This is a genomic window from Njordella aestuarii (assembly GCF_056494165.1).
Map to the genome: position 1 here is coordinate 1959991 of NZ_CM151397.1, position 13724 is coordinate 1973714.

General features: G+C 50.3%; 6 protein-coding genes. 5 read left to right on the top strand and 1 reads right to left on the bottom strand.

Annotated features, from left to right (window positions below):
• Positions 1-120: 120 nt before the first annotated feature.
• The 4 genes from SH451x_RS07460 to SH451x_RS07475 all read left to right on the top strand — a co-directional run bounded on the left by SH451x_RS07460 (position 121) and on the right by SH451x_RS07475 (position 6130).
• Complete coding sequence (locus SH451x_RS07460) at positions 121-3240, top strand: PVC-type heme-binding CxxCH protein (RefSeq protein WP_479361819.1); 3120 nt, start codon at positions 121-123, stop codon at positions 3238-3240.
• A gap of 77 nt (positions 3241-3317) precedes the next feature.
• On the top strand, positions 3318-4424 hold the full coding sequence (locus SH451x_RS07465) for an NHL repeat-containing protein (RefSeq protein ID WP_479361820.1): 1107 nt from the start codon (positions 3318-3320) through the stop codon (positions 4422-4424).
• Between the two features lie 223 nt (positions 4425-4647).
• Entirely contained in the window at positions 4648-5034 is a 387-nt protein-coding gene (locus tag SH451x_RS07470; protein WP_479361821.1) for an Hpt domain-containing protein, read from the top strand.
• Complete coding sequence (locus SH451x_RS07475; protein WP_479361822.1) at positions 5021-6130, top strand: HD-GYP domain-containing protein; 1110 nt, start codon at positions 5021-5023, stop codon at positions 6128-6130. The genes SH451x_RS07470 and SH451x_RS07475 overlap by 14 nt, the downstream gene beginning before the upstream one ends.
• Before the next feature lie 202 nt (positions 6131-6332).
• Here the strand turns inward: SH451x_RS07475 and SH451x_RS07480 are convergent, their stop codons facing one another.
• Entirely contained in the window at positions 6333-7457 is a 1125-nt protein-coding gene (locus tag SH451x_RS07480; RefSeq protein ID WP_479361823.1) for a class I SAM-dependent methyltransferase, read from the bottom strand.
• Between the two features lie 316 nt (positions 7458-7773).
• On the opposite strand from SH451x_RS07480, the gene SH451x_RS07485 reads away from it, so the two are divergent.
• Positions 7774-13713 carry an ATP-binding protein gene (locus SH451x_RS07485; RefSeq protein ID WP_479361824.1) on the top strand — a complete coding sequence of 1980 codons (5940 nt, stop codon included), beginning with the start codon at positions 7774-7776 and terminating at the stop codon, positions 13711-13713.
• Positions 13714-13724: the final 11 nt, after the last annotated feature.

Consider the following 13724-nt stretch of genomic DNA (forward strand, 5'->3'; position numbering starts at 1 on the left):
ACAGCCTCTTTTTGTCTGTCGGAACTGCGAACGGTTAGGGAAGTTGCTAGAATAGTGATTCGGAATGCGTCGCCAGCATTGTCGAACATTGTTTCTTCCCGCCTAGCTGATTCTCTGCCCATGAACGTCCTACCGAATCTTCGCAAACATTTGCTTGTTGCAAACCTGATAGTTTTTGGATGTGCGATCTGCAATTTCGTCGTTTCAGAAATTGTGCAAGCTGATGATTTCCCGGAGCTCTACAACAACGACGCCGATCCCAACGCAATGCCGATGCCTGCCAAGGAAGCGGCGCAAAAGTTTGTTATGCCGGCTGGCTTCGAAGTATCAGTTTTCTCATCTGAGCCAGATGTCCAGAATCCGATCGACATGACTTGGGACAGTCGTGGCAGAATCTGGATCGCGGAAAACTATACTTATGCTGATCAATCTCAGCGGTTCGATTTATCGCTGCGAGACCGAGTCACGATTCTGGAAGATACGGATCGCGACGGTGTGGCCGACAAGCGAACTGTTTTTTCCGATCAGTTGCAGATGCTAACGAGCGTTGAAGTTGGGCACGGCGGAGTGTGGGTGATGTGTCCACCCGCCCTACTCTTCATTCCTGACCGAGACCGCAACGATGTCCCGGACGGCGCTCCTGAAGTTGTGCTGGATGGTTTTGAAATCGCAAGCGAGAACTACCATAACTTTGCGAATGGCTTGAGGTGGGGGCCTGACGGTTGGCTCTACGGACGTTGCGGCGGCTCCTGCCCCGGGCGCATCGGTTTGCCAGGAACTCCCGACGCAGGACGAGTCGCAGTTGAAGGCGGTATTTGGCGATATCACCCAGTTACCAAACAAATCGATGTCCTTGCGCATGGTACGACAAATCCGTGGGGGCACGATTGGAATTCCGTCGGCGAGTGTTTCTTCGTTAATACGGTTAATGGTCACCTATGGCACTTGATCCCAGGAGCGCACTTTGTACGCCCGTTTACGCTTGATCCGAATACGAAGACTTACGAACTGATTGATATGCATGCCGACCACTGGCACTTTGACACAGGCAAAAGCTGGAATCAATCGCGCGATGGAGCTGCTAACGACTACGGCGGCGGTCATGCTCATATCGGGACCAACATTTATCTAGGCGATAATTGGCCAGATCAGTACCGCGATAAGTTGTTCACTTTCAATTTTCACGGACGCCGTGCAAATCAAGAAATTCTTGAGCGCCACGGTAGCGGCTACGTTGGCAAACATGGCGAAGATATCCTGTTCAGCAAGGATCCTTTCTTTCGAGGCATGGAATTGAGTTACGGTCCCGAAGGCGCAGTCTATGTGTTTGACTGGAGCGATACGGGGGAATGTCATGAGCATGACGGAGTCCACCGGACTAGTGGACGCGTCTACCGCGTTTCTTATGGCGAAGCGGTTTCGGGACTGGCGGCGGGCGAGGATCTGCGATCCAAGAGCGACGTTGAACTGGCAAAGCTGCACACTCACAAGAATGAATGGTATGTACGCCAATCGCGATTGATTCTTGACGAACGGTCGGAATCGGGAACGGTATCAGACGACTGTCGGAGCGAACTTGAAAAGCTGCTAAACAGTGGAGATGAAGCGCACGAGTACCGAGCGTTGATGACCTTGCATGTTACCGATTTGATTGGACGCGACGCTTTGAAAGGCTTGATGCACCACAAGAGCGAGTATGTCCGCTGCAATGCGATACGTATCTTGACGGAAACCTGGCCGATCGACGATTGTTACGGACCAAGGAACATCGACAAAAGTACTCGCGAACGAGTTCTATCGGAATCGAAAGACTTGCTGCCGTTGTTTGAAACGTTAGCGGATAAAGACCAGAGTGGGCTTGTTCGACTAACGCTTGCTTCGACATTGCAACGGGTTCCGCTCGAGCAGCGAACGCAGCTTGCGCTGCGGCTGGTTCAACGTGCTGAAGACGCAGACGATCATAACTTGCCGTTGTTGGTATGGTATGGCTTGATACCAGTGGCTGCAGACCAATCGCTAGCCCCAACTCTGGCGGAACTCGCGACTCAATGCAAATGGCCCAAAACGCAGCAATTTATCGTGCGGAGATTAACCGAAGATGTCGAAGAGCGACCAGCGCCTGTCGACACAGTACTCAACGCAGTGATGTCACGAGAAAATGTCGAAATGGCTAGCAATGTATTGGCAGGAATGGAGGACGGCTTGCGCGGACGGCGGAAAGTCGCTCCGCCACCAAGCTGGAGCAAGTTCTCAGAGTGGTGTGCCGGGAAATCAGATACGAAGTTACCTCAGTCTGCTCGACAAATTTCGGTTGTCTTTGGCGATGGTCGTGCGATGGAAGATGTTAGAGCGATCGTGCTAGATCCTAAGGCAGAGTTGAATCTGCGACGATCAGCTTTGGAATCGATGGTCAGCAGCCGCGCCGAAGATCTGCATGATGTGTGCATTGGCGTGTTGGGGGACGCACGGTTGAATTTGGTGGCTGCCAAAGGATTATCAACCTTCAACAGTGACGAAGTCGGGAAGATGCTAGTCAAGTATTATTACCACTTCCGCGCTCCCGATCGGCCGCAGATTATCTCGTTACTTTCTTCACGTGCAAGTTTCGCATCGGCACTTATCGCTGCTCTGGAAGAGGGGCATATTTCGGCTGCTGATGTGTCTGCGTTTGACGTTCGTCAGATCAAGTCTTTGGAGAATCCGGCTGTTTTTGAACGCCTTACCAAAGTTTGGGGTGACTTGCGAGACACGCCAGGTGACAAAGCGGCACGCATCAGTCAGCTCAAAGAGACGCTGACCAGCGAATCGATTGTGTCCGCAGATAAAGCTCGAGGAAGGTTGCTCTTCTCAAAAAGCTGTGCAAAGTGCCATCGACTATATGGGCAAGGGGAAATGATTGGACCTGACTTGACTGGTTCAAATCGCAACAATCTCGATTACTTGCTAGAGAACATCGTCGACCCTAGCGCAGTCGTAAGTAAGGATTATCGGATGTCGATTCTGTTAACGACTGAAGAAAACATATTGAATGGTTTGATCGTTTCAAAAGACGACAAAACGTTGCGATTGCAGACTCAGACGGAGTTGCTAACGCTGCCGACGGAAGATATTGCCGAGATCAAGACGACAAGTCTTTCACCGATGCCCGACGGCTTGCTTGATAACTTGACCGACGACCAATTGCGGGACTTGATGGCCTATTTGATGCACCCGAGCCAGGTCGAAATGGCCAAAGAGTAAGCTACTGCCGGCTGCAAATCCTGAGTAATGGAGCAGTGCGTTCCCGCTCGTTCGGTACATACTAAGGTCAAAAAATAATGGTGCTGATCACTTCGAAACGCTGGGCAAATCTTTACCACGCGGTGATTCTCGTCCTGGTCATATCTCTCGGATCAGTGGATGCACAAGAGACGGTGACCATTGCCGGGACCGGTGTCGCTGGGTATGGCGGGGACGGCGATCGAGGTGTCTTAGCGCAGATCGACCAACCATTCGGCCTCGTGATTGGTCCCGACGGTGATCTTTACTTTTGTGAAGTCGGATCGCATGTGATTCGTCGGTTAGACCTGATAAGTGGCAAGATCAGCACGGCAGCGGGAACTGGGAGAAAAGGCTACTCCGGCAACGACGGTCCAGCACTCAAAGCAGATTTGAACGAGCCGTATGAAGTCCGTTTCGATGCTGAAGGCAATATGTACTTCGTCGAGATGATGAACCATGTGGTACGCCGTGTGGATGCAAGGACGAAAACGATCAGTCTTGTTGCTGGTAGTGGAGTTGCCGGGTTTGATGGCGATGGCGGAGCAGCGACGGATGCACAATTGAACCGTCCCCATTCGATTGCACTGGATAGTCGACAGCAGCTATACATTTGTGATATTGGCAATCATCGTATTCGCAATGTCGATTTGACCACAGGGAAGATCGCTACGTTTGCGGGTACGGGCCAGCAAGGGCCGACGGTGGACGGCGCGACAATAATAAGCGTTGACTTAAATGGACCTCGGGCGCTCGATTTTGACGGGAAGCATAACTTAGCGTTGGCGTTGAGGGAGGGGAATTCAATCTTCGAGATTGATCTGCAGAGTGAAACGATTCATCATCTTGCCGGTAGCGGACGTGCTGGCTATCAAGGCGACGGCGAAGATGCAAAACATGCACTTCTAAGTGGTCCGAAAGGCGTGGCTTATGCGACCAATGGGGACATCTATTTTGCAGATACCGAGAGTCATACGATCCGGGTCTATCGGGCGGGCGACCGCATCGTAGACACCGTCCTAGGCGACGGAAAGCGAGGTGATGGCCCGGAGGGGGAAGCCAGAAAATGCGAATTGGATCGTCCGCATGGTGTGTTTGTGGACGCTAGCGGGCGGGTTTTCGTGGGCGATAGCAACAATCACAAAGTGCGGTTGATTCGCCCGTAGTGTTCAAAAGTGCATTAGGGAAAGCCTTAAGTTTTGCACACTTTTACTGTACGCAAGTCGACTCGAACTTACATTTCGCGAAAAATTTTGTTCGGTTTGATGCATTAGCAGTGCAATCTTTTGACTTGGCAATTGTTCTGTCCTAATCTTCCTCACCTTTCGACGGCGTGTTGAAAGCTTTCAGCCTTTGACCTTCCGCATGTGAGCCTTTAAGGTGACAACTGTGCAGTCCGACAAATTGAGTTCGGAGAAGCCGACAAGTTTAGATTTTGATCAGCTAGTGAACCGGTGCATGGGACGAGTCGATCTCGCACAAAAAATCCTTGCCCGATTTTTAGAGCAGGCTGAACTTGACGTAACTGCGTTGGTGAATGCGGTCGGCGGCCGAGCTTACCACGATGCTTCGAAGCTTGCGCATCGGCTTAAGGGCAGCGCAAAAACCGTGTCAGCAGTTTCCATAGCACAAATAACCGAACAGATCGAATCCGTCGCCCAAGACGAAAGTGAGACGAAGCTGCTGTCGCTCATTACTGAGCTTCGAACGTCCTATCAAGAGTTTCGTTCCGCCACAGCTTCCCTACAGAAGAGATCCCAAGATGGAACGCTTTGAGGAGAATAACTTAACGACAATTTTGGTCGTCGACGACGACATGGTTTGTCGGGAGTTTTTGCAAGCTGTCTTGCTTGAGATGGGCTACCATGTTCTCACGGCCAGCGACGGCGATGAAGCATTGGAAATTATTGCCAATAGCAATGTCCGCATCGTACTATCGGACTGGCAGATGCCCAACATGGATGGTACCGAACTTTGTCGTCGCATACGCAAGCGCAGACTTAGCAACTACATCTACTTCATTTTGCTGACGACGATGGAGCGGAATGCAAATGTCGTTGCGGGTTTGGAAGCCGGCGCAGACGATTTTTTGAGCAAGCCGTGCAGTGCAGACGAACTGCTTGTGCGACTCAAGGTTGCCGAACGACTGATATCGCTTGAGAAAAAGCATTTATTGGTATTCTCACTTGCCAAGCTTGCTGAATCCCGCGACACGGATACCGGAGCACACTTGGAACGCATCCGCGACTATTGCTGGGTGTTAGCTTACCAACTATCGAAGACGGAAAAGTACCGTGATGAAATCGACGGCGATTTCATACGGGCTCTGTATTTGACAAGTCCACTGCACGATATCGGAAAGGTCGGAATTCCCGACGCAGTGTTACTGAAGCCGGGCAAACTCACTAAAGAAGAGTTTGAAATCATGAAGACACATGCGGCGATTGGAAGGGATACGCTGGCCGCAACTCTCGAAGCTGACCCGAATGCACAGTATCTTCAGCTGGCACGCGATATTGCTGGATCGCATCACGAGCGATATGACGGTAGTGGCTATCCTGATGGACTGTCTGGCGAGGAGATACCACTTTGCGCACGAATCGTTTCACTTGCAGACGTGTACGATGCACTTACGACGAAGCGAGTTTATAAAGATGCATTTACGCATGAACACGCGCGAGAAATAATCTTGAGCGAACGGGGCAAGCAGTTTGATCCCGATGTGGTGGAAGCATTCATCGCCGTCGAGCAACAAATTATCGAAATTAAAAATGGAAAATGTGACGTTGCAGAAAACGCTGAAGTCGGCAATGCGCGGTGTCCAATTATGAACTTTGATACGCCTCCGATGATGTCTTCGACGATTGTGTAAAACATCTGTTCATTTTGTTATTAAGCACCCGACCGAGCTTGCCTCGGTCGAAACGGGATTATAACCAGCCGTCCCACCAAGGCGAGCTTGGTGGTGACGACGAAGAATTCTTATATACTTAACGGATACCCTTTATGCGATTGTCTCATGTTGCGATGAGCAGTCAGCTTAAACCGCGTAACGGGGTTCTGAAAAAGTATAATTATTCCGAGACTTTAGACTCTGAGTTCTCGCGTACTAAATTGCGTCGCGGTTTCTTGAGCGATGGATGCATCGCGTCGATACGCGCATGCGTTGCGACATCATGTCGAGCGACATAGTTTATAATGATTCCGGTTGGATCACGGGTAATATTCATTTTGGACAGGTCAAACCCAGCAGCTTCATAAAGACGCAATACATCTTCATGAGTACGCTGATAGAAATGCCAGTCAAGGTGCCATTGATACGGGGTTTCGTCGTATTCTCTGGTATCTTTAAATGCGATATACATAACACCACCATCGCTTAGGGTGTTATGCCATGCACTGAACATTGAAATGAGATGGTCGTCGGTGAGATAATCGCACAGCCCGACGCTGTAAAGAATGTCAAATTTGCCGAATAGCTCGACCGTGGTTTCCGCAGAACGTGTACGCAGAGCATTATATCGTACTGGGTTCAATGTAACGGTTTCGTCGAGTTGTTTGGCAACGACGGAGCCAACATATTCCAATGCTGCTGGGTCGCTGTCCATCGCGGTTATGGCGACGTTCCGACCTTCTGGTTGTGCAGGAAAATCAAGGAATTCACGGCATGGGCCACTTGCAATGTCGAGGATTTTAACGGTGCCACGACGGTTTTCGAGTTCTTTGAGCACGAATTCACGAGCAGCCAAAAGGCGTCCACGAACTGCGCGAGCGAGTGCCACGTTCATAATGCACAGGTCGATATAGCCGCCAAGCCCGAGCGCAGGCGTTTGTTGCTCGTATAGCTTGATCAGCATCAAGTAGTCGCCAGGAAATCCGCTCGGTTTGGTGCGAGCCCGTTCTGCTATCCAGCTCTGTTTGAACCATGCATCCGTTTCAGATAGGAATCGTTTCCTCGCAGCTTGTAGCGATTCAGGACAATCTTCTATAGCGGCTTGTAGCTCACGGCAGTCATCCTGAGAACGTTGAAAAAGTTCAGCGACCTTGATATGAAATTCGTCGCCGTTTTGAGGTGCGGCGTCGCTAGGAATTTCCTGTTCTAGTTTTGCAAGTTCTTTTGTAAAGCTCGCGACCTTCACGTCAAAAAATTGATCTATTATCTGCTGGTGTTGCAAGTGTGTAATATTTGCGTCTGGCATTGATCGCTCCGGATTCTAGAAAGCCAAGTGTTGATAAAGAGCATTCAATAAGATTTACGTTGATCTGCTCTGGTTGAATTTTGGCGCTCTAGTGTCTCAAAGCAATTTCTTATTAGTGCAACATGGATGTGGATAACACTATACCCCGTTCTAACTGGGTAATCGGAATTAGATTTTCCGAAAAGACATGCATTTGCGACGCACGTAGGAGGCTGAGTCAATGATTAAGCCAACCTGTATCCTATATTTTGTAACCCTGTATGTCTGATATTGAAGACTGATCATTTGTATCATTGGCAATGCTTTAGAGCACAATATGACACCACCAAAGCGTGAGTTCGAGCCACGGAGTCAGCCATGGCTGCAAAATTGTGAAAATGAGCTACAGACCATTTTTCACGGTATTCAGATCCAAGAGCTAACGACTAATGGTGCGGCGTTCTTTGCCTATGATCCAGTTTTAAAAGAGCCGCTTAAAGTAATTGCCATCCGTTCAGCGTCAATTAACCGAGCTGCGATTCGAGTTATAGAGCAGGAAGCGGCAGTTCGCGTACCTGAGTCTGTTGAATCACTTCTTTCAATTCGGACGTTTGGCACGAATGCGGATTTTGTCTATGCTGCGTTTGCCTATCGATCTCCAGAGTCATCGCTACATACATATATTCAGCAAGGTCGTGTCTCTACGAAAGATGCTATACAAATAGCCATTGATGTCTTCGGCGCACTGTCGGTTTTGCACACCCACCGCTTGCGCCACCGATCGCTCCACCCTGGAAACATCTTCATCAAGGAAGGACTGAATGGTGGATTGTTGCGCGCTCAAATCGTTTGCAATGATATTCTTGAAAGCAAGCTGATTCCAGAAGAAGATTGCGAGCGTGTCTTGGAGATCGCGAGATATTCTGCACCCGAGCAGACTGGGTCGATCGATATCGAAGAGACCAATGCAAGTGATATCTATTCGGCTGGTGCCATTCTGTTCGCTTGTTTGGCGGCGCGTGCTCCCTTCGAAGCACAGACGATGGGGGATTTACTCTTCAAGCAGCTTACGTGTTCGCTTCCTGATATGCGTTCATGCAGGCCTGATATTTCGTTGACCCTTAACGAACTTATCCACCGCCTATTGCGCAAAGATGCGCGGGACCGCTATCAATTAGCATCTGCTGTAGTTCATGACTTGAAGCAGATACTTGCTGGATATGAGAATCATCGAGCCGACAATGTCATCTTAGGGACAGTTGATTGTCGGCACAATTTGGTTGAGCCAAGCGTTATTGTTCGCGAGAATGAATTCTCCCAGTTTGCTGCGACATTAGCGGAATGTAAGAACGGCTTAGGGCCTGTAATGTGCGTGGGCGGCGAAGCCGGGACAGGCAAAAGTCGCTTGATCAAAGAGTTTGAGGCATTGGCGAGCGTTGAGAATTTTCGTGTTTTCCATGGGACGTCTGTTGGTCACGATTCGCAAGGACCATTTTCGTTCATGGATGGCATCGTTCGGCAGTTCTGCTCTTTTGCAGCTCAAGACAAAGAAGTTGGTCTGCGAGCCGATAGAGAGCTGGGCGCGCTTACTCACGTACTGAGCGACCTGTATCCAGGGCTAGCGGATGTTCTTGCTTTAGCGGAACCGGTGGTTAGGGCACCTGATGAGTTTGGAGAGAATCGGACCATTGCAGCGCTGGCTACCTTCTTGCATTCGCTGGGTTCTCCGGAGTACCCGGCTGTCATTGTCGTTGACGATCTACATTGGACGGCGCCTGTCGCTTTGAAGCTACTGGACGCGATCTGTTCGCGGTTTCGCGAAGCAAACAGCTATGTCGCACTGCTTCTAGCGTATCGATCTGAAGATGAAGTGTCGGTTGAACGTCTTACGGCGACTATAAAGCCCAATCGGCGAATTGTCCTGCACTCTTTTTCCGAAGATCAGATTGTCGACCTCGCACAATCGATGGCCGGACAGCTTCCGAAGGAAACGCTTCAGGTAGTATCGCAATTATCGGCTGGTAATCCATGTATGGCGTCAGCAGTTGTGCGTGGTCTCGTGGAATCTGGAGCAGTTGTACCCGACACGTATGGTTGGCGGGTTGATGCTGCAGCGCTTACTGATCTCCAGTCCTCTAGCGAAGCAGTAACATTACTTGCAAGACGCGTAGCCTATCTACCCGTCGAAGTCCGAAAACTGCTGACCCTGGGCGCAATGATCGGAAAAACGTTTGAGCTGGACTTGCTGGCAGGGCTAGCTGGTTTCGAGCATGCGGATGCGCTGGAGTCTGTTCGGCAAGCGGAAAAGCGAAGTCTGATATGGACGCGTAACAACGGCGAAACCTTTTCGTTTGTGCATGAGCAGTTGCGAGAGGTTTTAAGAGATGAGCTCAGCGAAAATGAGCTGACGCAGATCAATCTCGATATTGCCAATTACCTTCAGCTGCACCGCCCAGAGTCGAACGCGCAAATTGCATACTACTTGAGTCAAGCCGCTTGCTGGACGGTAGCATTGCCTTTTGCAATTGCGGCCGCACGTAGTGCGCGAAGTCAATTCGCGCTGGACGTCGCGGAACAAAACTACCGGATCGCGTATGGTTCCGTTGCGACTAGCGATGAACCGGTGAAGTTTGAGGTTATTGAAGGGCTTGCCGAAACTCTGATGCTCCGGGGTAAATATGCTGAAGCCGCTGAGTACTTCGCGGAAGCGATACCCTTAGCGTCGGACGACTTCACAAAGGCGAAACTCGAAAGCAAAATTGCGGAGCTACTGTTTAAACGTGGTGAAATCGAAGACGCAACGTTGTCCTTCGAGAAAACGTTACGATTGTTGGGATATTATATTCCGAGCAATCCGTTGATTTTTGTCGTCGCCTTGGTCTGGGCCATGGTATGGCAGGTAATGCATTCGATATTACCCAGCTTATTTGTAGGCAGGTTCAAACGAAGCCCGACGCCATCAGAGACGCTGGCGATGCAACTCTTTAGCAAACTAACGCATGGCTGTTGGTTTTGCCGTTCAAAGATCGAATGCCTCGTATCGCATTTTCGTGGACTAAACCTCACCGAGAAATTTCCACCTTCGCCCGAGATGGCGACAGCGTACTCTGAACATGCGCCGGTGATATCACTCATTCCGTTGTTTGGTAGGGCCATACGATACTCAGAACGATCACTACAGCTCCGCCGAGATTTCAAAGATGTGTGGGGGGAAGGCCAGACGCTCAGCTTTTACAGTTGCGTGCTTTACTATGCATCTCGCTATCGTGACTGTGTTGATCGTGGACTTGAAGCCATACGTTTGTTAGAGCAAACGGGCGATTACTGGCAGGTTCATATTGCGAGATACCAAGTTGCCGCGGCTTTGTACCATTTAGGGGAAGTCGATGAATCCGTCAAACATTGTAGAAAGAATTACGATTCTGGCATTTCTTCTGGCGATGAACAAGCGTCAGGAATCATCTTCGATGTCTGGGCGCGAGCGTCGCAAGGGGACGTTGATGCTGAAAAGCTCGAGGCTGAACTAACCCGAGAGAGACAAGACGTCCAGGGCGAGTCGCAAGTCGAGTTTGCGAAAGGACTGTCGTTGTTGTTTCGCAACCGGTTGGAGGAAGCTGCCGTTTGCCTTGAGAAGGCGTCAAGCGTACTTTCGTTTACGGGCATCATCAACGCTTACACCATTCCTTCCGCTGCATGGCTGGCTACCACGTACCGCAAGTTAGCTTTCAAGTGCTCGGAGTTTGAAAATGCCAAGCGGCAACGGTACCTGAATCTCGCGCAGCGGCAAGCAAGGCGCTCTGTCCGTCTATCGCGTGTTTGCAAAAACGATCTTCCGCGAGCTCTACGAGAGCTGGCAATTGTGGCTGCCGCGCGGGGCAAAGAGCGGAAGGCGCTGCGTTACTTCGAAGCGAGCTTGCAAGCGGCGGAACTGACGGAGTCGCGGATTGAATATGCCGAAACGCTGTGGAGCAGGAGTCGTGTGGGGACGGCATTAAGCTGGAAACAGGCGCAGCGCGATGCAATGGAAGCCCGTCAAATGTTCAGTAAAATTGACACGGCAGACGGCCGGAAATTGTATGGCCAACGCGACAAACGTGAAGCTTCACTGTCGTTGGTTGATCGATTCGATACCGTGCTCGAGATCGGTCGTTGCATAGCATCTGCCCTAACAGTCGATCGCATTTTCCAAGAAGTTGAAGTCGCCGCGACGAAGCTCTTGCGTTGCGAAAACCATTATCTGATAAATCTTGAACTCTCCTCGCCCGCGGTCGATAAAACTCGCTTTGAAGGCCCGACGGCGCATTGCAAAGGGTCTGTAGAAATCGCACTAACCGCAGGCCAAGCACATGCGGTTACGGAGCTAGTTCCGGCCAACGAAGGAACGAGCACACGTATGATTGAGAGATCAAGTTTGTACGTTCCGATCAAAGTACGTGACCGCTTTACTGCTTGTTTGTACGTAACACACGATAACATTCGAAATTTCTTTGGTCGCGAAGAGGAACGTTTAGCAAACTTCGTGGCCACGATCGCGGGAGCTGCGCTTGAGAATGCAGAAGGATTTCAAAACCTGGAAATCCTTAACGCAACTCTGGAGCAACAAGTGGAAGAACGTACGGCGTCGGTCCGACTTCAGGCGGAAGAGTTGGCCGAGTCTTACGCCAAGTTAAAACTGAATACGCAACAGCTGGTCGATGCTCGAAACGAGTTGAGTATTGCAAAAGAAGCTGCGGAAGCTGCAAACGATGCCAAGAGCAGATTTCTTGCCACAATGAGTCATGAAATACGGACACCTATGAACGGTATCCTCGGTATGACCGAACTCGCATTGCGCACCGAACTGAATGATAAGCAACGTAGCTGCCTGAACACTGTCCGCCAATCGGGCAATTCGTTGTTGAACTTACTCAACGATATCCTCGACCTTTCAAAGATCGAAGCCGGCAAAATGGGACTTGAAGAAGTAGAGTTCTCATTGACCGAGATTGTCACATCAGTTGTGCGACTGATGGGGGTTCAAGCCGCTGAGAAACATGTCGACTTGATCTGCAATGTTACCTTCGATATGCCTCGACGAATCATCGGCGACTCAAGCCGACTGCGACAGATTCTACTAAATTTGGTCGGTAACGCGATAAAGTTCACCGATTCTGGCGAAGTTGTTGTGTCGTGTCGTCCGTTCCTGAACTCAGTCGGTCACCGAATGCTGAAGTTTACGGTCAGCGACACTGGCCCCGGGATTGCCAAGGAAAAGCAACAAGTTATCTTTGAGTCGTTCGAGCAAAGTGATAGTTCCACGACGCGAAGATACGGGGGAACTGGACTCGGATTGACAATTTCCGCGCAACTCGTGCAACTGATGAATGGCAAGATTTGGGTTGAAAGTGAATTAGCCGAGGGAAGCAAATTTCACTTTACCATTCCATTGCAAGAAGTTTATGAAGACGGCCAAATAGAGCTACCGAAATTAGATGGCAGCGAAGTACTTTTTGTCAGCGATTCGGAAGCTAGTTTTCTCTGCTATGCAGATTACTTCAAGGCTTCGGGAGCTGACAGCGTGAAGATGTCGAAGACTGAGTTTCTTCGGTCAGCGCGACGGTTGAATCAACGGGCGCTCAATGCACCAGCTTTGCAAATAGTCTACGATTGCGAACCAGCATCTCTGGCGGACGTCGAAATACTGCTGTCCCAAGACGTGCAAGCATTCAAAAACGCTCAACTCTATTTGCTGGTTCCACCAAACGTCGTTGAACCTAGAACCGCGTATTCAGTTGCCAACGCTCACTACCTTGCAAAACCTGTCACGGCTGACGAGCTGATCGATCTCCTTGCACGGACTGCTGATTTCGAATCGCGCAGCGTGGAAGATGCCATTCAAGACCAGCTGATCGAAGATCATGGGCTGAAAATATTGGTTGTGGACGATTCTCCTGTTAATCAGGAAGTTGCGCGGGGATTGTTGGAAATCTTTGGGCACAGTGTAACTACAGCGGACAACGGACTTGAAGCACTTAGGATTCTGGAAAACAACGATTTCGCAGTGATACTGATGGATCTTGAAATGCCAGAAATGGACGGATTTGCAGCGGTTCAAGAATTGCGTCGACGCGAAACGGACACGCGCACGCCTGTAATCGCGATGACTGCCCATGCGCTCCCCGAAGTACGCGAACGTTGCTTTGCGAGCGGCATGGATGAATGCGCAACAAAACCGATCCAGCCTGAGCAATTGCTCGAGCTTCTCGAGAGAGCTCGCGGGATGAAAGCTATGGTCTGACCACCACGTTG